Genomic DNA, 25,983 nt, shown 5'->3' with positions numbered 1-25,983 from the left:
CGGATTGAAAAAATGAAAAACCGTGTAAATAATTCGCTGTTCGACAAACAGCTCATGAAATCGAGCCTCGCAGACTCCTTCCGCAAGCTCGATCCGCGGCAGATGATCAAGAATCCGATCATGTTCACTGTCGAGGTGGTGACGCTCGTCATGCTCGTCATGATCGGCTACATCGCCGTCACGGGCGACGAGTCGCAGGGCTCGCTGCTCTACAACATCGTAATCTTCATCGTGCTCTTCGCCACGATCATCTTCGCCAACTTCGCCGAGGCCATTGCCGAGGCGCGCGGCAAGGCTCAGGCCGATTCGCTGCGCAAGACCCGCGAGGAGACGCCTGCGAAGCGTATCGAGAAGGACGGTCAGTCGCATATCGTAAGCAGCTCGGAACTCAAGCGCGGCGACGTGTTCGAGTGCGTGGCAGGCGATACGATCGCTGCCGACGGCGAGATCATCGAGGGTCTGGCTTCGATCGACGAGAGCGCCATCACGGGCGAGTCCGCTCCGGTGATCCGCGAGGCGGGCGGCGACAAGAGCTCCGTTACGGGCGGTACGAAAGTGCTTTCGGACCGGATTCTGGTGAAGGTGACGGCTCAGCCCGGCGAGAGCTTCCTCGACAAGATGATCGCCCTCGTGGAGGGTTCGTCGCGCCAGAAGACCCCGAACGAGATCGCGCTGACGATTCTGCTGGCCGGCTTCACGCTCGTGTTCGTGATCGTCTGCGCCACGCTGAAGCCCTTCGCCGACTACGTGGGCGTGAACATCACCGTAGCGGCGTTCATTTCGCTCTTCGTCTGCCTGATCCCGACCACGATCGGCGGCCTGCTGTCGGCCATCGGTATCGCCGGAATGGACCGTGCGCTGCGCGCCAACGTCATCACCAAGTCGGGCAAGGCCGTCGAGACCGCGGGCGACATCGACACCCTGCTGCTCGACAAGACCGGCACGATCACCATCGGTAACCGCAAGGCTACGAAGTTCTATCCCGTGAACGGCGTGGATGCCAAGGAGTTCCTCCAGCTCTGCGTGCTTTCGTCGGCAGCCGATGAGACGCCCGAGGGCAAATCCATCGTCGAACTGGGCCGCGAGCAGGGCTTCCGGTTCAGCCAGACCGATCTGGTGGGTGTGCATATGGTGAAGTTCACCGCCGAGACCAAGTGCTCGGGCGTGGACATGCCCGACGGACGCCGCATCCGCAAGGGTGCTTCCGAAGCGATCCGCGCCATCGCCGAGAAGGCGGGCAACGTCTTCTCTCCGGAGGTGGACAAGATCGTCCGCAAGATTTCGGAGAACGGCGGTACGCCGCTCGTGGTCTCGGAGAACGAGCGGATCAAGGGTGTCATCGAGTTGCAGGACATTATCAAGACGGGTATCCGCGAACGTTTCGAGCGTCTGCGCAAGATGGGCGTGAAGACCGTGATGGTGACGGGTGACAACCCGCTGACGGCCAAATATATCGCCGAGCAGGCCGGTGTGGACGACTTCATCGCCGAGGCCAAGCCCGAGGACAAGATGGAGTATATCCGCCGCGAGCAGCAGGCCGGCAAGCTGGTGGCCATGATGGGCGACGGTACGAACGATGCGCCGGCGCTCGCACAGGCCGATGTGGGCGTTGCGATGAACAGCGGTACGCAGGCTGCCAAGGAGGCCGGCAACATGGTCGATCTGGACAACGACCCCACGAAGCTGATCGAGATCGTCGAGATCGGCAAGCAGCTCCTCATGACGCGCGGCACGCTGACGACCTTCTCGATCGCCAACGACGTGGCCAAGTATTTCGCCATCGTCCCCGCCCTGTTCATGACGTCGATTCCCGCGCTGGGGGCGCTCAACATCATGCACCTCGCTTCGCCCGAAAGCGCCATCCTGTCGGCGGTGATCTTCAACGCGATCATCATTCCGCTGCTCATTCCGCTGGCGCTGCGCGGCGTGGCGTACAAGCCCATCGGAGCTTCGGCTCTGCTGCGCCGGAACCTCTTCATCTACGGTCTGGGCGGCATCATCGCTCCGTTCATCGGCATCAAACTGATCGACATGTTGATAAACCTGTTTTAAAGTAGTAGAACAATGAAAAATCTTTGGATTTCGATAAAATTCACGCTGGCGATGTGCGTCGTGCTGTTCGTCGGTTATGTGCTGGTTCTGCGTCTCGTGGCGTGGGTGGCATCTCCCAACGACGGCGAAGCCGCGCTGGTGGAATACAACGGCAAGGTGGTCGGCGCGGCCAACGTCGGTCAGGCTTTCACGGACAGCGTCTATTTCTGGGGCCGTCCCTCGAACGTGGACTACAACGGCGGCGGCTCGGGCGGCAGCAACAAGGCCACGACCAATCCCGAGTATCTGGCCCAGGTCGAGGAGCGCGTCGATGCCTTCCTGGCAGCCCACCCCTACCTCTCGCGCGAGGAGGTTCCCGCCGAGATGGTGACCGCGAGCGGTTCGGGTCTCGATCCCGACATCTCGCCGCGCGGGGCGGAGGTTCAGATCCGTCGTGTCGCCGAAGCCCGCGGCATGTCCGTCGAGGAGGTGAAGCGGATCGTGGATTCCGTGACCGAAGGCCCCTGGCTCGGCCTGTTCGGCACCTCGAAGGTGAACGTGCTGAAGCTCAACGTGGCGCTCGATACCGCCCAGAACAAGTAAACGAAAAGAGTCCGTCCTATGGTGAAGCTGGATAAGCCGGCGAAACGATGGATCGTCGTTTCGGTCGTGTTCCTCATCGTACTGCTGATTTCGGACCTGGTTTGCCTGTAACGGCGGGCGGCTTCGCCCGGCGGGGCGGTTCGCCCGGACCGCTGCCGAGCCGAAGCCTCCGCCTTGCGGGAAACCGCAGGCCGCGGAACCTTCCGGATCGTCCGCCGAAGGCATGGGACGACGGTCAGGCCGTGTCGGCCGGGTCTGCATAGACCCGGCGCGGCGCCCTGAAACGAAAAACAACCCATTAACCCATTTTAAATAAAGCAGGAAATTTTTACTATGAAACGTTTTGTATTTGGTGTATTGGCCGCAGCGGCCCTTTTCTCCGCCGGCCGTGTTTCCGCTCAGGAAAAAGGAGTGTCGTTCAGCGGCGGTGCGGACATCGTCAGCACCTATCTCTGGCGCGGTGTCTATGAGGCGGGCGTGAGCTTCCAGCCCACGCTGGTTATGACCGCCGGCAACTTCTCCGCTACGGCGTGGGGGTCGGTCGATTTCGCCTCGACCACCTATAAGGAGATGGACCTGACGCTGGCCTATACGCTCGGCCCCGTGACGCTTTCGCTGGCCGACCTCTATTGGACCGGCGCCTATACCGACCGCGAGTCGGTGGACCGCAACTATTTCCGCTTCGGTTCCGACTCGCCCCACCGCGTCGAGGTGGGCGCCAGCTGGGTCGTATCGGAGAAGGTTCCCTTCACGCTGTCGTGGTACACGGTGCTCTTCGGCGCTGCCGACGTGAACGCCGAGGGCGAGCGCGCCTACGCTTCCTATTTCGAAGTGGCCTATCCCTTCTCGGTGAAGGGCGTGGACATGAAGGCCGGCGTGGGCATGGTTCCCTGGAATGCCGTCGGAACTTACGGCATCGACCGCGACTTCTACGTGCAGAACGTCTTCCTGAATGCCGGCAAGAGCTGGAACATCAAAGGCACGGAATCCATGTCGATCGGAATTTTTACCAATCTGGTTTGGAATCCTGCCATGGAAGATGTTAATTTTGTGGGAGGATTTTCCTTCAGAATGTAATTTATGGATACCGATACCAAACAGAGCGCCCGCCACTTCCTGGACCTGATCAAGCAGTCGCACCGGGGTAAGTTCAAGATCTATATCGGTATGAGTGCCGGTGTGGGCAAGACCTACCGCATGTTGCAGGAGGCCCACCAGTTGCTCGAAGCGGGGGTGGACGTTCGGATCGGATACATCGAGACGCACGGTCGTCCCGAGACGGAAGCCCTCGTAGCAGGGCTTCCTGTCATTCCGCGCCGCCGGCTTTTCTACAAGGGCAAGGAGCTCGAAGAGCTGGACATGCAGGGCGTCATCAACCTGCATCCCGAGATCGTCGTCGTGGACGAACTGGCCCACACCAATATCGAGGGCAGCATCAACTCCAAGCGGTGGCAGGACGTGATGCAGATTCTCGATGCAGGCGTCAGCGTCATTTCGGCCATCAACATCCAGCATATCGAGGGCGTGAACGAGCAGGTGCAGGAGATCACCGGCATCGAGGTGCACGAGCGCGTGCCGGACAGCGTGCTGGCCATGGCGGACGAGGTGGTCAATATCGACCTGACGGCCGACGAACTGATCGCCCGGCTCAAGGCGGGCAAGATCTACAAGCCCGAAAAGGTCCCCACGGCGCTCAACAACTTTTTCCGGCAGGAGAACATCCTCCAGTTGCGCGAACTGGCGCTGAAGGAGGTCGCGCTGCGTGTGGAGAAGAAGGTCGAGAACGAAGTGATCGAGAAGCCGGCCCAGCTTAGCGACCGTCTGCTGGCCGTGATCGACAGCAGCGAGAAGCGCGCCCGGCGACTGATCCGCAAGACGGCGCGCATGGCCACGCACCTCAATGCGGGCTTTCTCGTGCTCTACGTGCAGAGCGACAGGGAGAGCACCGACCGGATTCCGCTGGCCAACCAGCGTTACCTGATCAACAACTTCGATCTGGCCGCGGAGTTGGGCGGCGAGGTGATGCGCGTGCATTCGAATCATTTTGTCGAGGCGGTCGCGGACGTGGCCATTTCCCGCAAGATCAGCCTGGTATGCATCAGCAAACCCCGTTTCAAACTCCTCTCGCTGCTCGTGACGGCCGCGCGGATGCGCCGGTTGCTCAACCGGCTGGCGGGCATGAACATCGACTTAATCATTTTGTCGTGATATGAACCTACGATACAGATTGACATTGGGAATCGGCGTGTTGTTCGTCCTGATTCTGCTGCTCGGAGGACTCTCCGTCGGTTACGTGCGGCAACTCTCCGCCGCGTCCGGGAACATTCTCGCGGACAACTACAACTCGGTGCATTACGCCGAGGAGATGCTCCGGTCGCTGGACCGCCTCTCGCAGGATTCCTCGTCGCGGGCGACGCTCATCCGCAGCCTCAGCCTGCAGCGGCAGAACATCACGGAGGTGGACGAGAGCGAGGCCACGGCGTCGCTCGGCCGCCGCATCGCGGCCCTCACGGACACGGTGACTCCGGACCGGATAAGGCTCGTCCGCAGCGACCTCTACCGGATCATGGACCTCAACATGGCTTCGATCCGCATGAAAAGTTCCGAGATGGAGGCGCGTGCGGCCGACGCCGTGTGGTGGCTGACGGTCATGGCGGTCCTCTGCGTAGTGCTCGCCGCGGCCTTCCTCGTGCAGTTCCCGGCGGTGATCCTGCGCCCGATCGACAAGCTCAAGCGGGGCATCACGGAGATCGCCAACCACAACTACGAGGAGCGGCTCGACTTCGGGGGCAACCGCGAGTTCCGCGAGGTGGCCGAGTCGTTCAACGACATGGCCTGCAAACTCTCGGAATACCGCCGCAGTTCGCTCGATTCGCTCATGATCGAAAAGAAGCGCATCGAGGGGATCGTGAACAGCCTCCACGAACCGATCGTCGGACTGGATTCGGAGCGCAACATCCTCTTCATGAACGACGAGGCGTGCACGATCCTGAATCTGAAGCGCGGCGAAGTGATCGGCCGCAAGGCCGCGGAGGTGGCTCTGAACAACGATCTGCTGCGGAGGCTGATCCGCGAGCTCTACTCCGAACCGAAGGAGGACGAAGGACAGAAGGAGCCGCTGAAGATCTACGCCGACAACAAGGAGAGCTATTTCCAGATGGAGAACATCCCGCTCCATATCGTTCCGGTCGGCGGGCAGCGGAAGCAGTTCATCGGCAACGTGATCATCCTGAACAACGTGACGCGCTACAAGGAGCTGGATTCGGCGAAAACGAATTTCATCTCCACCGTCTCGCACGAGATGAAGACGCCCATTTCGTCGATCCTGATGAGCCTCCAATTGCTCGGCGACAACCGGCTGGGTTCGCTCAACGACGAGCAGAAGGCGCTGATAACGAGCATTAAGGACAGCAGCGACCGGCTGCTCAACATCACGGGAGAGCTGCTCAACATGACGCAGGTCGAGTCGGGCAAGCTGAAACTGATGCCCAAGATCGTCAAGCCGATCGAGCTGATCGACTACGCCGTGCATGCGACGCAGGTGCTCGCCGAGCGGTTCCACTGCTTCGTGGAGGTGGAATACCCCGAGAAGATTTCGAAACTCTTCGTCGATAACGAGAAGATCGCGTGGGTGGTGACGAACCTCCTGTCGAACGCCATTCACCACTCGCCCGAAAATTCGCGCATCATCGTGGGAGCCTGCCAGCAGGACAAGGTCGTGAATATCTACGTGCAGGATTTCGGCCGGGGAATCGACCCGCGCTACCACAAGAGCATCTTCGAACGCTATTTCCGCGTTCCCGGCACGAAGGTGCAGGGCAGCGGTCTGGGACTGGCTATTTCGAAGGAGTTCGTCGAAGCGCACGGCGGCACGATCACCGTGGACAGCCAGATCGGCAAGGGCAGTCGCTTTACGATCTCCCTTCCGGCCTGATCCGGATTTTGGTGTTATTTTTGGTGGCGCCGCCGGCACAAAGCCGGCGGCGTTTTTTGCGGGCGGCGCGCGGTGCATCCCTCCCCTGCCGCACGGCGGCGCGGAACGCCGTGCCGGGCCTCTGCGGCCGGAGCGATGAAAAAAATCGGAAAAATCTTGTCGGATTCGTTTTTTTAGCCTATGTTTGTCTTCGCAAAGGTTTCCTTTCCGCACCCGGCGACGGGCCGCGGCGGGGAATGAAAAGGGAACGCAGTGAAAGTCTGCGACAATACCCGTTGCTGTGAGTTTCCGCTCCGTGAAGGAGCACGAGAGGTTTCGCAATCTTTGCCACTGGCCGCAGGCGCGGCCGGGAAGGCGCGGAACCGGAACGAGTCAGAAGACCTGCCTTTCGCATTTTACAGAGGATTTGTTGCCTGCGGGACTACGGGCGAGAATCAGAACAGCGATTTTCCCCCTGCCGTCCGGCCCGTCCCGGTCGCGAAACGCGAAATTTCGGAGGTGTGCGAATGTCCGTTTTGAATTTTCCGCCGTATCCTGCCAGGAGGATGCGGCTGATTTTTTTATCGGATATGTCAAACTTAAAAAACGGAAGGAATGAGAAAACTGGTTACACTTCTGATGCTCGCCATGCTCGGCATGGCGACGTGGAGCTGTTCGTATGACGACGACGACCTTTGGGCGGAAATCGACGGGATCAGGAACGAACTGGCGGCGCTCAACGAGAAGGTCTCCTCGCTGCGGACGGTCGTCGATGCGCTGGAGAAGAACAAGACGATCTCGGAGGTCGTCGAGACCGACGAGGGGTGCACGATCGTCTTCAGCGACAAGACTTCGGTGACGATCGCCGACGGGGCAGACGCCCCGGTCATCGGTATCGACCGCGTCGAGGGCGTTTACTATTGGACCCTCGGCGGCAAGGGTAATTTCCTGACGGACGACGAGGGGAACAGGATTCCCGTATCGGGCGAGGCGCCCGAGCTGGCGGTGGATGCCGAGGGGTACTGGACCGTTGACGGCGTGCGTGTAGAGGACGCTTCGGGCAAGGAGGTCAAAGCCTCGGGCAAGGACGGCGACGCCTTCTTCAGGTCGGTGACCGACGGGGAGACCGAGGTCGTTTTCGAACTGACCGACGGGCAGACGATCGTCATACCGAAGACCGGGGCCGTGTTCGGTTTCGTGCAGTCGGAGGACGGCCGCGGTTGCTTCGTGTTCGGTTTCGGGGAGCGGAGGACGCTGTCGCTGCGTGTGGCCGACGTGACCACGGCCGATTTCATGAACGTCCCCGAAGGGTGGACGGCATCGTTCGATCTGGCTGGCAGGAGCGTCACGCTGAAGGCTCCGGCCGCTTCGGATGGCGTTTCGTATGCCGGCGGCATCGTCACGCTGATCGGTATCCGCGCCACGGGCGAGACGGTGTTCGCTTCGGCCGAGGTGTGCGCTTCGGTGGATTTCACGGACGCCGGAGGCACGTTCGTCGTCTGCGAGGGCAACATGACCTCGGCCAACGGCATGCTGGTCTGGTACGACAAGTCCGGCAAGGAGTACGAGGAGGTGTTCGAGCAGGCCAACGGCGGCAAGGAGATCGGCAATGTCGTGCAGGATATGTTCATGGCCAACGACCGGATTTACCTGCTTACGCAGAACGGCGGTTCGATGAACGGGGCCGGACGGTTCGTCGTCTGCGACGCCCGGACGATGCGCATGGAGTATGCCGATCCGCTGGTTATCAAAACTCCCGAGGGCAAGGATACATGGCCGCAGCATCTGGTGGTCGTCAGTCCGACGAAGGCCTATGTGCAGTATTCCGAGTCGGGCATGGAAGCCACGTCGGGCATCTGCGCGCTGACGCTGGGCGACGGTTCCGTCGAGGTGGGCGCCACGGTGGAGGGTACTTTCGGGGCGTTCTCCACCGAAGGGGCCGTCAAGACCCGCATGGTCCTCTCCCGCGGCAAGCTTTTTGCCGGATGCGGCCACAGTCTGGTCATCGTCGATCCGGCGACGGATGCCGTCGAGAAGCGGATTACTTACGAAGGCCGTCAGGTCAAAGGTGTCGTCAAGGGCGCCGACGGCAATATCTATTTCGCGCTGGCCGGAACCTTTACCGGCAATCAGAACATGGGCGCCGATTTCACCTCCGCGGCGAAGATCGTGGGCATCGACCACGAGGGCCGCGAAATTCTGAATGAAGAACTGCCCGAGGCCGTGCGGTTCCCCGTGGCCACCTGGTCGCCTGCCGTCGGCATGTGCGCCGACTTCACCGGTCCGTACCTCTATTTCGTGGATACGGACTCCTTCAGCGCGACCACCGTGACACGTTACAACTACGAGACGAAAACGGCCGACGTGCACTGGCTTTCGGCCGGCGAGACCGTTTACGGCATCATGGGCCAGCATCCGACGACCGGAAAACTGTGGGTCGGCATGTCGAATTACGTGAGTTCGAATATCTGCGTGTACGACGTCTCGGGCGCTTCGCCGGTTCAGGAGAGCCGTTTCTCCTACTCCGCGCAGAAGGGCGCGAGCCCGGCGGGCATCGACTTCGCCTATCGTTACACGTCGGAATGGCTCGGCAAATGATATGCGCAGTCCGATGAGAAAAGCCGCGATCGCGCTGTTCGGTCTTCTTCTGACGTCGTTCGCCGCCTGCAACCGGGACGGGGTCATCGAGGCGGATGCGTCTCCGGCTCCCGTCATCGCGCTCGACAGCGAAACGGGCGTGTACACGGTGAAGGCGGGGCGCGAACTGACCATCAGCCCCCGTTACGAATACGCCGACGACGCCCGTTTCAGTTGGACGGTGGACGGCCGGGTGATCGGAGAGGAGCCGTCGCTCGTCTTCCGCGCGGAGACCGTCGGGAAGGTTTACGTGCTGCTGGAGGTTTCGACCCGGTACGGTACGGCGAGCGAGGAACTGCGCGTGGACGTGACGGCGCTCGAAGTACCGACCGTTTCGATTCCCGGTGCGGAGGAGGGCTTCACGATCCTCACGGATTCCGATCTGGTGCTGAAACCTTCCGTGGCCGAAGTCTCGATCCCCGTCTCCTACTCGTGGAGCGTGGACGGCAGGGAGGTTTCTACGGAGCGGGACTATACCTTCCGGAGCGCCGAGGCCGGGACCTATGCCCTGCGTTTCGCGGCCTCGAACGAAGACGGGACGGATACCGTCGAGTTTTCCGTGCGGGTCGCTGCGCCCGAAGACATGCCGTTCGGCTGGACGTTCGAGCGGACCGAGTACAATGTCTCCGCAGGCCGCACCATCCGCCTCATGCCGCTCGACGTGGTAAACGCCTTCGATGCGGAGTATGTCTGGACGCTCGACGGTAAGACCGTGCAGCGGGGCGCCGATCCCGCCTACCGTTTTACCGCGGCGGAAGAGGGCGAACACCGCGCGACGGTGACGATGCGCAACTCGCATCTGTCGGTGTCGCAGACCCTCACGGTCCGTGTCTGCCCTCCTGCCGGACGCTACTACCGCCCCCGTTCGGCGACCAGCGGCGCCGACTGGGACCGGGTGTACGAGTTTCTGCCCGCTCCCGGGCAGTTCGTCAATGAGAATTGCACCGCTGCGACGATGGAGGAGGCCTGCGCCTATGCCGAGGACCGGATGATGCGGAACACCTACGTTTCGCTGGGCGGTTTCGGCGGGTATATCGTCGTGGGCTTCGACCACAGCATCGACGCTTCGGGCGGCTACGACCTGGCCATCGTGGGCAACTCGTTCGAAGGCTCCTCCGAGCCGGGGATCGTCTGGGTCATGCAGGACGAGAACGGGGACGGGCTGCCCAACGACACGTGGTACGAGCTGAAGGGTTCGGAGACGGGCAAGGCGGAGACGTTGCAGGATTATGCCGTCACCTACTACCGCCCGCGCGGCGCCGGAATGGAGACGCGCTGGACAGACAACCGCGGCGGCAGCGGGTCGATCGACTACCTGAAGCAGTTCCACGACCAAGGGTACTACTACCCTGCGTGGGTGGAGGCGGAAAGCTATACGCTGCGCGGAACACGTCTCGAAGCCCGCAACTACGACCAGTCGGGCAACGGCTCCTATTGGGTCAATGCCGCGTACGAGTGGGGTTATGCGGACAATTTCAGTCCGATCGACCGTCTGACCGACGACGACAACGTTTCGGCCGCGGCCAATCCCAACCATTTCCGGATCGCGGACGCCGTGACGTTCGAGGGCGAGCCGGCCGGGCTGGAGTACATCGACTTCGTGAAGGTCCAGACGGGGGTGAATGCCAAGAGCGGCTGGCTCGGAGAGCTTTCGACCGAGGTGTTCGGATTCTACGATTACCGCATGAGACGCGAATGAACCGTCGGTCGCGTCGCTCCGTCCGATGTCTGTCTGCGGGAGCCGGATCGTTTGGAGATTAGTGTACGTTGTCTGCCATACAACGATTCGGATCCGGTTCCCGCGGGACGAACGCCGGAGGAGCGACGGCCGGACCGGACGGCGTTCGGCGAGAGGCGCCCGCAGAAGCGGGCGCCTCGCTTTTTGGGGATGTCCGCCTGCCGGGCCCCCGGGAACCGCCGGAGTCCGAATTTCCGGGGGCCCGGCAGCGGGAATCTGGGGGATGTTTCGCCGACGCAATAAATTGCGTTTCGTATCGTTAATTCTTATGTGATATACACTCGATTTATCGGTTCTTTCGTATCTTTGCGGTTCGCCGGAGGATTCCGGCAGATTTGCCGGGATTGTCCGCCGCAGGGAGGCAGGAACGGTTCGCCGGGAAGAAATTGAACATTTTTCGGGTTGTTCGGACGAAGCCTTCCCGACGATAATCGGCTACCTTTGCGCCGTGCCGGCGGTCTGGAGACCGCAGCGGTTTCGCGGGCGGTTTTCGGCGCGGAGCATAACATTATTATTACGGATGAAAAACAGAGTTGTCGGATAGATATGGCACAAGTTGAAGGATACATTTCGCAGATCATCGGACCGGTCGTGGACGTGCATTTCCCCGATCTGAGACGGGAGAGCCTGCTGCCGGGCATTCACGAGGCGATGACGATCCGCCGTCGGGACGGGCGGGAGCTCGTCGTCGAGGTGCAGCAGCATATCGGCGAGAACACCGTGCGGGCCATTGCGATGGACTCGACGGACGGATTGCAGCGGCATATGAAGGTGACGGCGCTCGGCGGGTCGATCTCGATGCCCGTGGGCGACCAGATCAAGGGCCGCCTGCTCAATGTCGTGGGCGAGCGGATCGACGGCATGCGGCCGCTGGACCGCACGCACGAGGCGTCGATCCACCGCGAACCGCCCAAATTCGACGAGCTGGCCACCTCGCAGGAGGTGCTCTACACGGGAATCAAGGTGATCGACCTCCTGGAGCCTTACGTCAAGGGCGGCAAGATCGGGCTGTTCGGCGGCGCGGGCGTGGGTAAGACGGTGCTCATCATGGAGCTTATCAACAACATCGCCAAGAAGCATAACGGCTTCTCGGTCTTCGCCGGCGTGGGCGAACGCACGCGCGAGGGCAACGACCTGCTGCGCGAGATGATCTCCTCGGGGGTGATCCGCTACGGCGATGCGTTCCGGAAAAGCATGGAGGAGGGGCATTGGGACCTCTCGAAGGTCGATTACGACGAAGTGGCCCGCTCGCAGGCCACGCTGGTCTTCGGCCAGATGAACGAACCGCCCGGGGCGCGTCTTTCGGTGGCGCTGTCGGGACTGACGGTCGCCGAGTCGTTCCGCGACGGCGGCCGGGAGGCGGGCGAGACGCGCGACATCCTCTTCTTCATCGACAACATTTTCCGCTTCACGCAGGCCGGGTCGGAGGTTTCGGCCCTGCTGGGGCGCATGCCCTCGGCCGTGGGCTACCAGCCGACGCTGGCCACGGAGATGGGCCAGATGCAGGAGCGCATCACCTCGACGCGCTACGGTTCGATCACCTCGGTGCAGGCCGTTTACGTGCCGGCCGACGACTTGACGGACCCCGCCCCGGCCACGACCTTCACGCACCTCGACGCCACGACCGTTCTGAGCCGCAAGATCGCCGAACTGGGTATCTACCCCGCCGTCGATCCGCTGGAGTCCTCGTCGCGCATCCTCGATCCGAATATCGTGGGCGAGGAGCACTATGCGGTGGCGCAGCGTGTGAAACAGATCCTGCAACGCAACAAGGAACTGCAGGACATCATCGCCATCCTGGGCATGGACGAGCTGTCGGACGAGGACCGGCTGACGGTGAACCGCGCGCGCCGCGTGCAGCGGTTCCTTTCGCAGCCTTTCGCCGTGGCCGAGCAGTTCACGGGCGTCAAGGGGCAGATCATTCCGATCGAGGAGACGATCCGGGGCTTCAAGATGATTCTCGACGGCGAGACGGACCGCCTGCCCGAACAGGCTTTCGTCAATGTCGGCACGATCGACGATGTCGTGCGCAAGGGCGAGGAGCTGCTCAGACGGGCGAATGCATAAAGAAGGAGGCGGGATATGTTGCGTCTTGTGATCGTTTCTCCCTCCGGCGAGCTGAGCCGGACGACGGCGGCGAAAGTCTCGTTTCCCGGCGAGGCGGGTGCATTCACCGTGCTGCCGGGCCACGCTCCGCTCGTTTCGGGTCTTGCGGCGGGCGAGATCGTCTATGCCGAATCCGACGGGGGCGAAGAACACCGCCTCGGCATTGCGGGCGGATTCGTCCGCGTGCTGCGCGACGAAGTTGAAGCGTGCGTCGAGGTGAACGATGAAAAATATTGACAACCAATGATTCGTATGAATAGATCGTTCGGCCCGTTCTGCCGGGTCCTGCTTTTGCTCCTTGCGGCGGCGCTGTTCCCGGCAGGAGCGGAGGCGCACGCGGCGGCTTCGTCCGCCGGACGTGCGGAGGACACGGCGGCGCAGGAGATCGCGGAGGAGGAGCCGGACGTCAAGCGGATCGTGCTGGGACACGTCGGCGACAGCTACGAGTGGCACATCGCTACGGCGGGCGGCCGCGAGTGGAGCCTGCCGCTGCCCGTCATCGTGCACAGCCCGTCGAGCGGCTGGCACTGCTTCTCGGCGAAACGTCTGCGCGGAGGGGCCGAGTACGAAGGGCTGCGGATCGCCGCCGACGGCGACCATGCCGGCAAAATCGTCGAACGGCAGTCCGACGGCAGCGACCTCCGTCCGCTGGACCTTTCGATCACGAAGACCGTGGCCGGACTGCTGCTCAACAGCGCGCTCGTCGTGGCGCTGGTGCTCGGTGCGGCCCGGTGGTATCGGGGGCGCAAACCCGATGCGGCCGCTCCGCGCGGCGTGGTCGGGCTGTTCGAAACGCTCGTCGAGTCGCTCGTGGACGATCTGATCGAACCCTGCGTGGGGCCCTCCTACCGCCGTTTCGCACCCTATCTGCTGACGGTCTTCTGCTTCATCTTCCTGAATAACCTGATGGGGCTGATCCCCTTCTTCCCCGGCGGTGCGAATGTCACGGGCAATATCGCCGTGGCACTGGTGCTCGCCGTCGCCACGTTCCTCGTGGTCAATCTTTCGGGCAGCCGCCACTACTGGAAAGACATTTTCTGGCCCGACGTGCCGACGTGGCTCAAGGTTCCCGTGCCGATCATTCCGCTCATCGAGCTGGTGGGCGTCTTCACCAAGCCCTTCGCGCTGATGATCCGTCTGTTCGCCAACATGCTGGCCGGGCACGCCGTGATTCTGAGCCTGACGTGCGTGGTGTTCGTCACGGTGAAGATGGGCGCGGCGGTGAATGCTTCGATGACGGCGCTTTCGGTGCTCTTCTCGATCTTCATGAACTGCCTCGAGCTGCTCGTGGCGTTCCTCCAGGCCTATGTCTTCACGATGCTCTCGGCCGTCTTCATCGGACTGGCGCAGGAGCGAGGCGGCGAGGCGGATGCCGGAGCGGAAAAGTGATGCGGCCGGTGCGGCTCCTTTGTGATGCGGCCGGTCGGAAAAAGACGATAAAACGAATGTCAAACGTTAATGGATTGAAATTATGGAATTAGGAACTATCGGCGCCGCACTCGGCGCAGGGCTCGCGGCCATCGGCGCGGGTCTCGGTATCGGAAAGATCGGTTCGGCCGCCATGGAGGCTATCGGCCGTCAGCCCGAAGCTGCGGGCAAGGTCCGGACGAACATGATTATCGTGGCGGCCCTGATCGAGGGCGTCGCGCTGTTCGCCGTCGTGGTTTGTTTCCTGGCGCTCTGACGGTTTAAATCCGAGCGGATCATGGGACTTTTACAACCCGAAGCGGGCGTTCTCTTCTGGATGACGCTGGCGTTCGCCGTGGTTTTCATCGTGCTGGCACGGTACGGTTTTCCGGTGATCGTGCGGGCGATCGAGGAGCGCAAGGCGTATATCGACCGGTCGCTGGAGGAGGCCCGCGCCGCGGAGCGGAAGCTCCGGGAGCTCGATGCCGAGGGGCAGGCCGTCCGGGCTGCCGCCGAGCGCGAGCGCGGCCGGATTCTCCGCGAAGCCGCCGAGACGCGCGACGCCCTGCTGGCCGAGGCGCGCCGCAAGGCCGACGAGGAGGGTGCGCGGATCGTCGCCGCAGCCCGGGAGAAGGCCGAGGGCGAACGGGAGGCGATCCTGCAGGATGCCCGTCATCAGGTGGCGCTGCTCTCGATCGCCATTACGGAGAAGATGCTGCGCGAGCGGCTGGACGACGAGGCGTCGCAGACGCGGCTCGCGGAGAAGATGCTCGACGAGATGGAGAGCCGGAGCGAACGAAAGGAGGCATAGGATATGTATACCGGATTGATAGCGAGCCGTTACGCATCGGCGCTGGCGGAGTTTTCCGCGGCGAACGGCGACGAGGAGCGCACCTACGACGAGGTGCGGCGGCTGATCGGCCTTTACCGGCGGGACCGTTCGTTGCGTGACGTGCTTTTCTCGCCCGTCGTCGGCGACGAGGCGAAGCTGGAGGTGCTCCGCGGAGCGTTCGGACGGCCGATGAGCGCGTCGCTCGAAGGTTTCGTGCGGCTGGTGCTGCGCCATCGCCGGGAACATTACCTCTACTTCATGTTCTATTCGTTCACGGACCTCTACCGGCGGCGGCACAACATCCGCGAGGCGCTGCTCGTGACGGCCGCCCCGGTGGACGACCGGTTCGCCGGAAGGGTCTGCCGTGCGGCGGAGAGCCGGACGCACGGGGAGGTACGGCTCGCGCGCGAAGTGCGGCCCGAACTGATCGGAGGCTTCGTCTTCCGGATGGACGACGTACTGATCGACGCGAGCGTCGCGGCGCAGCTCAAGCTGCTGCGCCGCAAGTTAGGATGCAAACCCAATCGAATCGTATAGCTTATGAACAAGGATAATATCAAGCCGGCGGAGGTGTCCGAGGTGCTGCTCGCCGAACTGCAAGGCATCGACCTCAAGGCGCAGTACGCCGAGGTGGGTACGACACTGCAGGTGAGCGACGGCGTGGTCCGCATCTACGGACTCGGGAATGCCGAGGCGAACGAACTGCTCGAATTCGAGAACGGCATGAAGGCCGTGGTGATGAATCTCGAGGAGGACAACGTCGGCGCCGTGCTGCTCGGACCCACGGACCTCATCAAAGAGGGCGACACGGTGCGCCGCACGGGCCATACGGCCTCGATCCGTGTCGGCGAGGCGCTGCTCGGACGTGTCATCACGCCGCTGGGCGAGCCGCTCGACGGCAAGGGGCCGATCGAGGGCGGGACGGTCGAGATGCCGCTCGAACGCAAGGCGCCGGGCGTGATCTTCCGCCAGCCCGTGAGCGAGCCGTTGCAGACGGGATTGAAGGCCGTGGACGCCATGATCCCGATCGGCCGCGGACAGCGCGAGCTGATTATCGGCGACCGCCAGACGGGCAAGACGGCCATCGCCGTGGATGCGATTCTCAACCAGCGGCGCAATTTCGAGGCCGGCGATCCGGTCTATTGCATCTATGTCGCCGTGGGTCAGAAGGCTTCGACCGTGGCGGCGCTGGTCGAGACGCTGCGGCAGCACCGGGCGATGGAATACACGATCGTGGTGGCCGCCACGGCTGCCGATCCGGCCGCGATGCAGTATTTCGCACCCTTCGCGGGAGCCGCCATCGGCGAGTATTTCCGCGACACGGGCCGTCATGCGCTGGTCGTGTACGACGACCTGTCGAAGCAGGCCGTGGCCTACCGCGAGGTGTCGCTCATCCTGCGCCGCCCGTCGGGCCGCGAGGCCTATCCGGGCGATATTTTCTACCTCCATTCGCGCCTGCTGGAGCGGGCGGCAAAGATCATCGCGCAGGAAGAGGTGGCCCGCGAGATGAACGACCTGCCCGAGTCGCTCAGGGACAAGGTGCGCGGCGGCGGGTCACTCACGGCGCTGCCGATCATCGAGACGCAGGCCGGCGACGTTTCGGCCTACATCCCGACGAATGTCATTTCGATCACCGACGGCCAGATCTTCCTCGACACGAACCTCTTCAACCAGGGCAACCGCCCGGCCATCGACGTGGGCATCTCCGTGTCGCGCGTGGGCGGCAACGCCCAGATCCGGGCGATGAAGAAGGTAGCCGGAACGCTCAAGATCGACCAGGCGCAGTACCGTGAGCTGGAATCCTTTTCGAAGTTCAGCAGCGACATGGACGCCGTGACGGCGGCCGTGCTGGACCGGGGGCGCAAGAACACGCGCCTGCTCGTCCAGCCGCAGTATGCGCCGATGCCCGTGGAGCAGCAGATCGCCGTCCTCTACTGCGGTACGCACGGTTTGCTGCGCGACGTGCCGATCGGGAAAGTCGCCGAGTTCGAGCGGCTGCTCGTCGAGACGCTCTCGGCCACGGACGTGTTCGACGCACTGCGCGGCGGAGCGGAGGTCGAAGGCGGAATCGGGACGAAAATCGAGGAGGCTGCGGCCCGTGTCGCGGCTTCGCTCAAAGCATAGCGTGTCATGGCTTCCCTGAAGGAAATAAGGGCGCGGATCGCATCGGTCCGGAGTACGCTGAAGATCACCTCGGCGATGAAGATGGTCGCTTCGGCCAAACTGCACCGCGTGCAGGGTACGGCTGAGGCGCTCGCCGAGTATGCACGGCGGCTCGGGCGGATCGCCGCGGCGCTGCGCGAAGGCGATCCGGAGATCGTGGCGTCGTCGCCGCTGGCCGCGCCGCACGAGGTCGGACGGCGTGCCGTCGTGGTGGCCTTCTCGTCGGACGGCTCCCTGTGCGGCGCTTTCAATGCCAATGCCGTCCGCGAGCTGGAGCATACGGTCGGCGCGCTCCGCGAAGAGGGCTTCGCGGAGGTGGAGGTGTGGCCCGTGGGCGAGAAGATCGCGCAGGCCGCGCACAAGGCGGGCTATGCGGTGAACGACGATTTCCGCCGCCGGGCCGGCGCAGTCTCCTACCGCGATGCGGCGGAGCTGGCGCAGCGGCTCATGGACGGCTATACGGCCGGTGCGACGGACCGGGTATGCCTGGTGTACAACCATTTTCATTCGATGGGACACCAGGTTCCGACGCGGGAGACCTTCCTTCCGGCCGTCTTTCCGTCGTCCGGCGCGGCCGAAACTGAGGATGCAGCGCGGCCGGAGACTCCGTATCGTCCGGAGGACGTGCGGCCCGATTATATCTACGAACCGGACCTCGCTAAACTGCTCGGTGAGCTGCTGCCCTACACGCTGCGGATGCGGATGTACGAGGTGTCGCTCGACAGCGCCACGGCCGAGCACGCCGCACGTATGGTCGCCATGCAGACCGCGACGGACAATGCACAGGAGTTGCTGGGCGACCTGACGCTGACCTTCAACAAGCGCCGCCAGCAGGCCATCACCGACGAACTGGCGGACATTACGCAGTCCGAGTGACGGCTGCGGCGCCTGCGGTCTTCGTTTCGGGTGCGGACTGCCGGTGCGGGAGATTACGGTCCTGTTTCGGATGACGCGGCCCCTGACGCAATTCGCGTCAGGGGCCGTGTCGTATCGGGAATGCCGCTGTCCGGGCGGGTGTCTCCGTCAGCGGTTGCCGTGTCCGGTTGCGCAGGCGAGCGTATGCCGTCCGGCTGCGAGCGCTACCCTGCCGTCCGGAATCTCCGTCGTCCGGCCGTCCAGTTCGCAGGTGCGCACTCCGTCCGGCAGGAAGAAGGTGGCGGTGCTGTTGGCTGGGACGACGATGTCGGCCGCGAAGCGGCCTTCGGCGATTTCCCAGTCGATCGCGGCCGTGCCGTAGGGCGTCTCTTTGGTCGCCCGGACCCACCGTATGCCCGCGGGCGTCTGCGGACGGAATAGGATATGCCGGTAGCCCGGGTCCCGTTCGTCGGGGCGGATACCGCCCAACGCCTGCACGAACCATGCGCCGATGCCGTTGAAGCAGTTGTGTATCCGGCTGCGGTCGCCGGCCCAGTGTTCCCACGTGGTGGTGGCTCCGCGGTCGATCATGGCCAGATAGCCCGGTACGTCGCGCTTGCGGAGCATCGAGCAGACGAAGTCGGCCTGTCCCTCGCGGATGGCCCAGTCGGTGAGCACGGTCACGCCGACCAGTCCGCAGCCGATGTGTCCGCCGAGCCGCTCCCGCGTCTCGCGGAAAAGCCGCTGCGTGACCTTCGGAACCTCCTCGGAGGCCGTGACCCCGGCAAGCATCGGATAGATCTGGTCGATCTGCGATCCGGTGGCGTAGCGGGCCGTCTCCGGGTCGTAGAACTCCTCTCCGATGCGGGTGCGCAGCGCTTGCAGGCGTTCGCCGTAGCGTGCGGCCTCCTCCTCCCGGCCGAGCAGCGCGGCCATCTTCGACAGGGCGTCGAGACATTCGCACAGGTAACAGTTGCTGACCAGATCGACTGACTCCTGCGCCGTGTAATCGACGCCCTCGGGAGCCAGCCAGTCGCCCAGATACCAGCCCCGGTAGTCCGTGTCGGGCCATCGTCCGAGCAGTCCGTCCACGGTGTATCGGTCCACGTATTCCAGCCAGCGCTGCATGACGGGATAGTAGCGCTCGACGGGGCGGAAATCCCCGTAGTTCAGGTAGGTCTGCCACGAGGCGGTGATGAGGAAGCCGCACCAGTAGGGACCGCCTCCGGCCGGGTACGGATTGGGTACGTTGTGGGGCATTCCGCCGTCGTCGCGGATGCAGTCGGCCCACATTTGCAGCCAGTTCATGTAGAGCGGCGCGGCGTCGAAAAGTGTCTGGAACGTGCGGCACGAGGCGTTTCCGTCGCCTCCGTAGCCCATGCGTTCCAGATGCGGGCAGTCTACCACGTAGCCTCCGAAAGCCAGATTGCGGAGCGTATATTCCACCATGTCGTAGATGGCGTTCAGGTCGGTGTCCGAGCACTCGAAGGTCGAAGCGTCGGCATAGCCGCCCTGGATGGCATATCCCGCGAGCATCGCCGGTTCTTCGGCCAGCCCCCTGATCCGGAGGTATTGGAAGGCGTGGTGGTCGAAGCGGTTGCGGAAGACCTCCGTCCCTTCGCCCGAGGCGATGTAGAGGTCCTCGAAGTTGGAGCTGTTTTCCTGCGGGCGGTACGATCCGTCGTCGTTCGTCCAGTCCGAGTAGTCGATCGCTATGCGCTGCCCTTTTTTCAGTCCGGTCATGCGCAGTTCGATCCAGCCGTTGAACTCGCGGCCCATGTCGGCGACCCATACGCTGTCGGCGACGCGGCGGAGCGATCGCGGACGCAGCGTATCGCGGACGACGTTCGGCTCGCACATCTGGGGCGAGATCTTCAGTCCGGACAGCCGGGCCGTGGCGACGGGCCGCCACGTGCGTCCGTCGAGCGTCTCCGGTGTCAGGTCCGCGGGGACCCGGCTGCCGTCCACGCATTCGCCGCCGAAGGCCAGGGGCCGCCACGTCGCGCTCGGGGTGGGTGCATAGCCGCTCTCGCCGCCCTGCCACGATGTGTCGCTGACGAGGAGCGTGCGGGGACCCTCCGGGGCGATCTCGTCCAGCCGGACGTTCACGAACGGTCCGTCGGTCGATGCGTCGCGGAAGGTGTCGCGGCGATACCAGCCCGGACCGAGCCATACGACCACTTCGTTCCGTCCCTCCGCGAGCAGGGACGTGATGTCGTAGGTGACGGAAAGGGCTCTCTCGCCGAGTTCCGACACGGCCGGGGCGAGCACCCGGTCGGAGACCTTGCGGCCGTTTACATAGACCTCGTGGTAACCCAGCGAGGCGACGTGCAGCAGGTGCGTCCGTTCCGTATCCGCCGCCTCGAAACGCCTGCGCAGCAGCGGGCACTCCGTTCCCGGCAGTCCGATCCAGTCTCCCGTCCAGCCCGACGGCTCCAGAATGCCGACGCCGAACCGCCGGATCGCGCTCCATGCCGATACGCGGCCCGCATCGTCCCAGACGCGGACTTTCCAGTAGGCCAGCGAGGGGGATGCCAGCGGCCGCCCTTCGTAGGGAACCAGCACGGAAGCGCCGGAGGCCACGCGGCCCGAGTTCCAGAGCCCGGCCCCTTCGCCGAGCAGTTCCGTACTGTCCGCCGCGACGCGGATTTCGTAGCCGCTTTGGCGGAAGTCGCCGCCGGCGTCGGTTTTCCAACTGAAATGAGGACGGGCGGAGTCGATGGCGAGCGGATCGGTCAGGTTCTCGCATCGCAGCTCCTTCGGGCGCACGGGCTGCTCGGAGCGGCAGCCGGCGAGCAGCAACAGGCTCGCCGCGCAGCAGAGAGTTCGGGTTTTCATCATAATAGAGTCGGGTCGTTTGCCGGAGTGAAAGCTGCCTTGAGGCGGTTTTCGGGCTACAAGTTTGCGAAAAATTCCCGGGATATGCAAATCGGCCGGGCCGGAACGGCGGATTCGGATGCCTTCCGGACCGCGTGCGGATTTCCGGCGGCGGTCCGGCTATCCCCTGCCGGATGCGGCGGATACCCGACCGGTTACGGCCTGCGGTCCGGATTGCGGACGGAGCTGCCCGGGCCGTGCGGCCGGAGACGCTCCGCTGCGGGCCGCTGTCTGTCTCCGCGGAACGTTCGGATGAAAAAAATTAACAGAATTGTTGGAGGATTCGGTTTTTTGTGTTTATATTTGCACAAACAAAATTGTTAAATATAAATGTTAATACAGGAAAAGGCATGACGAAACCTCAGCAAAACAAGGAGCAGGCGATCCTGAAGGCCGCGGAACGGGAGTTTCTGACGAAGGGATACGCCGGGGCGCGGACCACTTCGATCGCCGAGGCGGCGGGCGTGACGCACGCCATGCTGCACTACTACTTCCGCACGAAGGAACATATCTTCGAGCGGATTCTCGACGAAAAAATGCGGCTGATGAGCGAATCGGTGCTGGCGGCTTTCGGCCAACCGGGCCTGCCGCTTCCCGAACGGTTGCGCAACGGCATCGAACGCCATTTCGATTTCATCGCGGCCAATCCCGACCTGCCGCGTTTCATCGTCAATGAAGTGCTGGCTCGCCCCGACCGTTACGAGTGCATGCAGCGGAGCGTTCGCCGCATCGCGAATGTCCTGATGCTCGACATCCAGCGGGAACTGGACGCCTCCGCCGCCCGCGGCGAGACCGAGCCGATGGATGTCCGGATGCTGATGCTCGATATCATTTCGCTCAACGCCTTTCCGTTCATCGCCTATCCGGTGATCGTGCCGCTGCTCGGCGATCTGGCAGCCGATCGCGAAACGTTTTTCAGACTTCGCAAGCAGGAGACGATCGAAGTCGTCATGCGGCGGCTGATGCCCCGAAACCGCAGAGACGTATGAGACGGGCGTTGCTTTTCTCCGTTTTGCTGCCGTGCGTACTCGGAGCACAGGCGCAGCCGACGCTCGACGAGTGCCGGGAGCTGGCCCGCGGGCATTATCCCGAAATTCGGCAGTACGACCTGATCCGGCGTACTGCCGAATACGATCTGTCGAATGCCCGCCGGGCCTGGCTGCCGCAGCTTTCCCTGTCGGCGCAGGCGACCTGGCAGACCGATGTTCCCGGATTTCCGCGCGAGATGACGGGATTTCTCGCCGGACAGGGACTGGAGATTCCCGGGTTGAACAGGGACCAGTACAAGGCGCAACTGGAACTGAGCCAGACGATCTGGGACGGCGGCCGGTCGTCGGCCGACAAGCGGATGGCCGAAGCCGAAGCCGCCGAGGCCGCACGTACCGCCGATGCGGACCTCTATGCGCTCGAAGGGCGTGTGGACGGCCTCTATTTCGGCATCCTGCTGCTCGACGAACGGATCGCGCAGACGCGGATCACGATCGGACTGCTGCGGAGTGATCTCGACAAGGTCCGTTCTTTGCTGCGCAACGGTGCGGCGGCGCAGTCCGACGCCGATGCGGTGGAGGCCGAGCTGCTTGCGGCGGGCCAGCAGCTCGCGCAGGTGGAGGCTTCGCGCGACAGTTACCGACGGATGCTGGAACTGTTCATCGGCCGGGAACTGGGCGACGGAGCGCTGCGGCGTCCCGAAGCGTCGGATGCACCCGTCGCCGCCGGACCGGAGCGCCCCGAACTGCGCCTCTTCGATGCGCGGATCGACCGCATTTCGGCGCAGGAGCGGCTGGTGAAGGCGGCGACACGGCCCCGTTTCGGGCTTTTCGTGCAGGGATATTACGGTTATCCGGGCATGGATTATTTCGGTAGTATGATGACCTCCGATTGGACGTGGAACGCCCTTGTGGGGATTCGGATGTCGTGGAATTTCGGAGGATATTACACGAAGCGGAATTCGCTGGGCCGGCTCGATGCGGCTAAACGGCAAGTCGAGGTGCAACGGGATATATTCTTGTTCGACAACCGGTTGGATGCAGCCGAAGAGAGCGGGGAGATCGCACGGCTGCGGCGCGCGCTGGCCGACGACGACCGGATCGTCCGGCTGCGGCGGGCGGTGCGCGAAGCGGCCGAATCGGAGCTGCGCAACGGCGTGCTGGATACGAACGGACTGCTGCGGAAGATCGCCGACGAGGATGCCGCCGCTGCGGCACGCAGCGCGCGGGAGATCGAGTTGCTGAAGACGATTTACGAACTGAAACATACGATAAACCGATGAAACGAATCTTGTTTTGTGCGGCAGCGTTTCTGTTGGCCGCATGTGACCGCGGCGGGAACTTCGACGCCACGGGGACGTTCGAGGCCACGGAAGTGACGGTGTCGGCCGAAGCCGCGGGACGCATCCTCCGCTTCGATGCCGAAGAGGGCGATCTGCTGACGGCCGGAGAGCAGGTCGGCGAGATCGACACCGTACAGCTTTACCTGCGGCGGCTCCAGTTGGAGCGGCAGCGTGCCTCGGTACGTTCGGAACGACCGGATATAGCCAAGCAGGCGGCCGCACTGCGCGAGCAGATCGCCAAGCAGCGGACCGAGCGGCGGCGCGTGGAGAATCTGCTGCGCGACGGTGCGGCCACGGCCAAGCAGTTGGACGACATGGACGCGCAGTTGAAGGTCCTGAACGGCCAGCTCGAAGCGCTGCTCTCGACGCTTGCGAACAGCGCCGCGTCGATCGACGAGAACGCCTCGGCCATCGACCTGCAGATCGCGCAGGTCGAGGACCAGCTCCGCAAGTGCCGCATCGTGTCGCCCGTCGCGGGGACCGTGCTGGCCCGGTATGCCGAGGCCGGCGAGCTGGCTTCGGCGGGCCGGCCGCTGATGAAGGTCGCCGATCTCGGGACGCTCTATCTGCGGGCTTACTTCACTTCGGATCAGCTCGCCGGGCTGAGGCTCGGCGAGCCGGTCACGGTGACGGCCGACTTCGGGGGCGATGCGCGGTACGACTATCCCGGGCGTATCACGTGGATCGCTTCCGAAAGCGAATTTACGCCCAAGACCATCCAGACGCGCGATACGCGTGCCAATCTGGTCTATGCCGTGAAGATAGCCGTCCGGAACGACGGGCGGCTGAAGCTGGGGCTTTACGGCGAGGTCCGTCTGTCCGGTGACAAATGATCTTTTCGCCGTGGAAACCGCCATTACGGTCGAAGGACTGACCAAACGTTACGGGACGCTGACCGCGCTCGACGGCGTGTCGTTCGGGGTCGCGCGGGGCGAGCTGTTCGGACTGATCGGTCCCGACGGAGCCGGCAAGACGACGCTGTTCCGGCTGCTTGCGACGCTCATCGTGCCCGACGGCGGCCGGGCCGCCGTGGACGGGTTCGACATCGTGTCCGGCTACCGGGAGATCCGCCGGCGGGTGGGTTACATGCCCGGACGTTTCTCGCTCTACCCCGATCTGTCGGTAGAAGAGAACCTCGGTTTCTTCGCCGCGCTGTTCGGCGTGGACCGCCGCGCGAATGCCGATCTGATCGCTCCGATCTACCGTCAGATCGAACCGTTCCGCACGCGCCGCGCCGGGAAACTCTCGGGCGGCATGAAACAGAAGCTCGCGCTCTGCTGCGCGCTGATCCACCGCCCGTCGGTGCTTTTCCTGGACGAACCGACCACGGGCGTCGATGCCGTGTCGCGCAGCGAGTTCTGGGACATGCTCTCCGACCTGAAGCGCCGTGGAATTTCGATGCTCGTCTCGACGCCTTATATGGATGAGGCGCGCCGCTGCGACCGCATCGCGCTTTGCGACAGGGGACGCCTGCTGGGCGTCGATACGCCGCAGGGAATCGTCCGCGGTTTCGGCGGACGGCTCTATGCGCTTTCGGGCGGGGAGATGTACGGTCTGCTCGTGGCGGCGCGGCGGGAGCCGGGCGTCGAGGAGTGCTATCCTTTCGGCGAGGCGCACCACCTCGTTGCGGGACCGGATTTCGATCCCGAAGGGTTCGTGCGCAGACTCGCCGGCCAGGGTTTCCGCGGCGTTGTCCTCCGCCCGGCCGAACCCGGAATCGAGGATGTTTTCATAAAACGGATGCACCATGAATGAACCTATCATATCCGTCCGGGAGCTGAGCAAGAGTTTCGGCGGCTTCAAGGCCGTGGACCGCATTTCGTTCGAGGTCGCGCGGGGCGAGATTTTCGGATTTCTCGGAGCCAACGGCGCCGGGAAAACCACCGCCATGCGGATGCTCTGCGGGCTGAGCCGCCCCACTTCGGGCGGCGGCACGGTCGCCGGGTACGACATTGCGCGGCAGGGCGAGCGGATCAAGCGCCATATCGGCTACATGAGCCAGCGCTTCTCCCTGTACGACGACCTGACGGTGATCGAGAATATCCGGCTGTACGGCGGCATCTACGGCCTTTCGCGGCGCGAGATCCTGCGTCGGGCGGTCGCGCTGCTTCGCCGGCTCGATTTCCGGCGGGAGAGCCGCACGCTCGTCGGGGCGCTGCCGCTCGGGTGGAAACAGAAGCTCGCCTTTTCGGTGGCGACGCTGCACCGTCCCGAGGTGGTGTTTCTCGACGAGCCCACGGGGGGTGTCGATCCCGTGACGCGCCGCCAGTTCTGGGAGCTGATCTACGAGGCGGCCGCCGGAGGGATGACCGTCTTCGTGACGACGCACTACATGGACGAGGCCGAGTATTGTTCGCGTGTCTCGATCATGGTGGACGGGCGGATACGTGCGCTGGGCGCACCCGCCGAACTGAAGAGAGAATTTGCCGCGGAGTCGATGGACGAGGTGTTCCGGACGCTGGCCCGCGGCGCCAAACGAACCGAATAGTCGC

General features: G+C 63.5%; 21 protein-coding genes and 1 riboswitch. Of the genes, 20 read left to right on the top strand and 1 reads right to left on the bottom strand.

Going from position 1 to position 25,983, the window contains the following annotated elements; genetic code table 11:
* The first annotated feature begins 12 nt into the window (after window positions 1–12).
* The 15 genes from kdpB (at window position 13) to atpG (ending at window position 18,306) form a co-directional block, all read left to right on the top strand.
* On the top strand, window positions 13–2,052 hold the full coding sequence (kdpB, locus tag FME97_RS12060) for a potassium-transporting ATPase subunit KdpB (protein ID WP_141429852.1): 2,040 nt from the start codon (window positions 13–15) through the stop codon (window positions 2,050–2,052).
* A gap of 12 nt (window positions 2,053–2,064) precedes the next feature.
* Entirely contained in the window at window positions 2,065–2,634 is a 570-nt protein-coding gene (locus FME97_RS12055) for a K(+)-transporting ATPase subunit C (protein ID WP_141429851.1), read from the top strand.
* A gap of 333 nt (window positions 2,635–2,967) precedes the next feature.
* Window positions 2,968–3,711: a hypothetical protein gene (locus tag FME97_RS12050; RefSeq protein WP_232522896.1), complete on the top strand. Its 744-nt coding sequence runs from the start codon at window positions 2,968–2,970 to the stop codon at window positions 3,709–3,711.
* A gap of 3 nt (window positions 3,712–3,714) precedes the next feature.
* The gene (locus tag FME97_RS12045) at window positions 3,715–4,842 is read left to right on the top strand and encodes a sensor protein KdpD (protein ID WP_141429850.1); all 1,128 of its coding nucleotides are present in this window, start codon (window positions 3,715–3,717) and stop codon (window positions 4,840–4,842) included.
* Between the two features lies 1 nt (window position 4,843).
* Window positions 4,844–6,568, top strand: a complete 1,725-nt coding sequence (locus FME97_RS12040) for a sensor histidine kinase (protein ID WP_141429849.1) — start codon at window positions 4,844–4,846, stop codon at window positions 6,566–6,568.
* Window positions 6,569–6,747: 179 nt separating this feature from the next.
* Window positions 6,748–6,971: riboswitch (cobalamin riboswitch) on the top strand.
* 191 nt (window positions 6,972–7,162) lie between these two features.
* Window positions 7,163–9,145 (top strand): DUF5074 domain-containing protein, encoded by a 1,983-nt coding sequence (locus FME97_RS12035; RefSeq protein ID WP_141429848.1) that lies wholly within the window; start codon window positions 7,163–7,165, stop codon window positions 9,143–9,145.
* A 13-nt stretch (window positions 9,146–9,158) separates the two neighbouring features.
* Window positions 9,159–10,883 carry a PKD-like domain-containing protein gene (locus FME97_RS12030; protein WP_141429847.1) on the top strand — a complete coding sequence of 575 codons (1,725 nt, stop codon included), beginning with the start codon at window positions 9,159–9,161 and terminating at the stop codon, window positions 10,881–10,883.
* A gap of 585 nt (window positions 10,884–11,468) precedes the next feature.
* Window positions 11,469–12,989: a F0F1 ATP synthase subunit beta gene (gene atpD / locus FME97_RS12025; protein WP_141429846.1), complete on the top strand. Its 1,521-nt coding sequence runs from the start codon at window positions 11,469–11,471 to the stop codon at window positions 12,987–12,989.
* 15 nt (window positions 12,990–13,004) lie between these two features.
* Window positions 13,005–13,265: a F0F1 ATP synthase subunit epsilon gene (locus FME97_RS12020; RefSeq protein WP_141429845.1), complete on the top strand. Its 261-nt coding sequence runs from the start codon at window positions 13,005–13,007 to the stop codon at window positions 13,263–13,265.
* A gap of 15 nt (window positions 13,266–13,280) precedes the next feature.
* A complete protein-coding gene (atpB, locus tag FME97_RS12015) occupies window positions 13,281–14,417 on the top strand; it encodes a F0F1 ATP synthase subunit A (RefSeq protein WP_141429844.1) in 1,137 nt (378 codons plus the stop codon).
* An 82-nt stretch (window positions 14,418–14,499) separates the two neighbouring features.
* Entirely contained in the window at window positions 14,500–14,712 is a 213-nt protein-coding gene (gene atpE, locus FME97_RS12010) for an ATP synthase F0 subunit C (RefSeq protein WP_141429843.1), read from the top strand.
* 21 nt (window positions 14,713–14,733) lie between these two features.
* Window positions 14,734–15,246 carry a F0F1 ATP synthase subunit B gene (gene atpF, locus FME97_RS12005; protein WP_141429842.1) on the top strand — a complete coding sequence of 171 codons (513 nt, stop codon included), beginning with the start codon at window positions 14,734–14,736 and terminating at the stop codon, window positions 15,244–15,246.
* 3 nt (window positions 15,247–15,249) lie between these two features.
* Window positions 15,250–15,804 carry a F0F1 ATP synthase subunit delta gene (locus FME97_RS12000; RefSeq protein ID WP_141429841.1) on the top strand — a complete coding sequence of 185 codons (555 nt, stop codon included), beginning with the start codon at window positions 15,250–15,252 and terminating at the stop codon, window positions 15,802–15,804.
* Between the two features lie 3 nt (window positions 15,805–15,807).
* Window positions 15,808–17,391 carry a F0F1 ATP synthase subunit alpha gene (gene atpA / locus FME97_RS11995; protein WP_141429840.1) on the top strand — a complete coding sequence of 528 codons (1,584 nt, stop codon included), beginning with the start codon at window positions 15,808–15,810 and terminating at the stop codon, window positions 17,389–17,391.
* A gap of 6 nt (window positions 17,392–17,397) precedes the next feature.
* Window positions 17,398–18,306, top strand: coding sequence for an ATP synthase F1 subunit gamma (gene atpG / locus FME97_RS11990; protein WP_141429839.1), 909 nt, complete (start codon window positions 17,398–17,400; stop codon window positions 18,304–18,306).
* Window positions 18,307–18,453: 147 nt separating this feature from the next.
* On the opposite strand, the gene FME97_RS11985 is transcribed toward atpG, so the two are convergent.
* Window positions 18,454–21,126, bottom strand: a complete 2,673-nt coding sequence (locus tag FME97_RS11985) for a family 78 glycoside hydrolase catalytic domain (protein WP_232522895.1) — start codon at window positions 21,124–21,126, stop codon at window positions 18,454–18,456.
* 386 nt (window positions 21,127–21,512) lie between these two features.
* Between FME97_RS11985 and FME97_RS11980 the strand changes: the two genes are divergently transcribed.
* Genes FME97_RS11980 through FME97_RS11960 form a run of 5 tightly spaced genes read left to right on the top strand, consistent with a single transcriptional unit; the run spans window position 21,513 to window position 25,979 of the window.
* The gene (locus FME97_RS11980) at window positions 21,513–22,151 is read left to right on the top strand and encodes a TetR/AcrR family transcriptional regulator (protein ID WP_141429838.1); all 639 of its coding nucleotides are present in this window, start codon (window positions 21,513–21,515) and stop codon (window positions 22,149–22,151) included.
* A complete protein-coding gene (locus FME97_RS11975; protein WP_141429837.1) occupies window positions 22,148–23,431 on the top strand; it encodes a TolC family protein in 1,284 nt (427 codons plus the stop codon). The genes FME97_RS11980 and FME97_RS11975 overlap by 4 nt, the downstream gene beginning before the upstream one ends.
* The gene (locus tag FME97_RS11970) at window positions 23,428–24,324 is read left to right on the top strand and encodes an HlyD family secretion protein (RefSeq protein WP_141429836.1); all 897 of its coding nucleotides are present in this window, start codon (window positions 23,428–23,430) and stop codon (window positions 24,322–24,324) included. The genes FME97_RS11975 and FME97_RS11970 overlap by 4 nt, the downstream gene beginning before the upstream one ends.
* A 10-nt stretch (window positions 24,325–24,334) precedes the next feature.
* Window positions 24,335–25,246, top strand: a complete 912-nt coding sequence (locus FME97_RS11965) for an ABC transporter ATP-binding protein (protein ID WP_141429835.1) — start codon at window positions 24,335–24,337, stop codon at window positions 25,244–25,246.
* Window positions 25,239–25,979, top strand: a complete 741-nt coding sequence (locus tag FME97_RS11960; protein WP_141429834.1) for an ABC transporter ATP-binding protein — start codon at window positions 25,239–25,241, stop codon at window positions 25,977–25,979. Before FME97_RS11965 ends, FME97_RS11960 begins: the two co-directional genes overlap by 8 nt.
* Window positions 25,980–25,983: the final 4 nt, after the last annotated feature.

Origin of the sequence: Alistipes dispar, assembly GCF_006542685.1 — a bacterium.
Taxonomy (GTDB): domain Bacteria; phylum Bacteroidota; class Bacteroidia; order Bacteroidales; family Rikenellaceae; genus Alistipes; species Alistipes dispar.
The sequence above is the reverse complement of the archived record's forward strand: the minus strand, read 5'-3'. Positions and strand labels throughout refer to the sequence as shown.

Coding starts and splice junctions, on each gene's coding strand:
- kdpB (WP_141429852.1), top strand. CDS start 13: ATGAAAAACCGTGTAAATAATTCGCTGTTCGACAAACAGCTCATGAAA.
- FME97_RS12055 (WP_141429851.1), top strand. CDS start 2,065: ATGAAAAATCTTTGGATTTCGATAAAATTCACGCTGGCGATGTGCGTC.
- FME97_RS12050 (WP_232522896.1), top strand. CDS start 2,968: ATGAAACGTTTTGTATTTGGTGTATTGGCCGCAGCGGCCCTTTTCTCC.
- FME97_RS12045 (WP_141429850.1), top strand. CDS start 3,715: ATGGATACCGATACCAAACAGAGCGCCCGCCACTTCCTGGACCTGATC.
- FME97_RS12040 (WP_141429849.1), top strand. CDS start 4,844: ATGAACCTACGATACAGATTGACATTGGGAATCGGCGTGTTGTTCGTC.
- FME97_RS12035 (WP_141429848.1), top strand. CDS start 7,163: ATGAGAAAACTGGTTACACTTCTGATGCTCGCCATGCTCGGCATGGCG.
- FME97_RS12030 (WP_141429847.1), top strand. CDS start 9,159: ATGAGAAAAGCCGCGATCGCGCTGTTCGGTCTTCTTCTGACGTCGTTC.
- atpD (WP_141429846.1), top strand. CDS start 11,469: ATGGCACAAGTTGAAGGATACATTTCGCAGATCATCGGACCGGTCGTG.
- FME97_RS12020 (WP_141429845.1), top strand. CDS start 13,005: ATGTTGCGTCTTGTGATCGTTTCTCCCTCCGGCGAGCTGAGCCGGACG.
- atpB (WP_141429844.1), top strand. CDS start 13,281: ATGAATAGATCGTTCGGCCCGTTCTGCCGGGTCCTGCTTTTGCTCCTT.
- atpE (WP_141429843.1), top strand. CDS start 14,500: ATGGAATTAGGAACTATCGGCGCCGCACTCGGCGCAGGGCTCGCGGCC.
- atpF (WP_141429842.1), top strand. CDS start 14,734: ATGGGACTTTTACAACCCGAAGCGGGCGTTCTCTTCTGGATGACGCTG.
- FME97_RS12000 (WP_141429841.1), top strand. CDS start 15,250: ATGTATACCGGATTGATAGCGAGCCGTTACGCATCGGCGCTGGCGGAG.
- atpA (WP_141429840.1), top strand. CDS start 15,808: ATGAACAAGGATAATATCAAGCCGGCGGAGGTGTCCGAGGTGCTGCTC.
- atpG (WP_141429839.1), top strand. CDS start 17,398: ATGGCTTCCCTGAAGGAAATAAGGGCGCGGATCGCATCGGTCCGGAGT.
- FME97_RS11985 (WP_232522895.1), bottom strand. CDS start 21,126: ATGATGAAAACCCGAACTCTCTGCTGCGCGGCGAGCCTGTTGCTGCTC.
- FME97_RS11980 (WP_141429838.1), top strand. CDS start 21,513: ATGACGAAACCTCAGCAAAACAAGGAGCAGGCGATCCTGAAGGCCGCG.
- FME97_RS11975 (WP_141429837.1), top strand. CDS start 22,148: ATGAGACGGGCGTTGCTTTTCTCCGTTTTGCTGCCGTGCGTACTCGGA.
- FME97_RS11970 (WP_141429836.1), top strand. CDS start 23,428: ATGAAACGAATCTTGTTTTGTGCGGCAGCGTTTCTGTTGGCCGCATGT.
- FME97_RS11960 (WP_141429834.1), top strand. CDS start 25,239: ATGAATGAACCTATCATATCCGTCCGGGAGCTGAGCAAGAGTTTCGGC.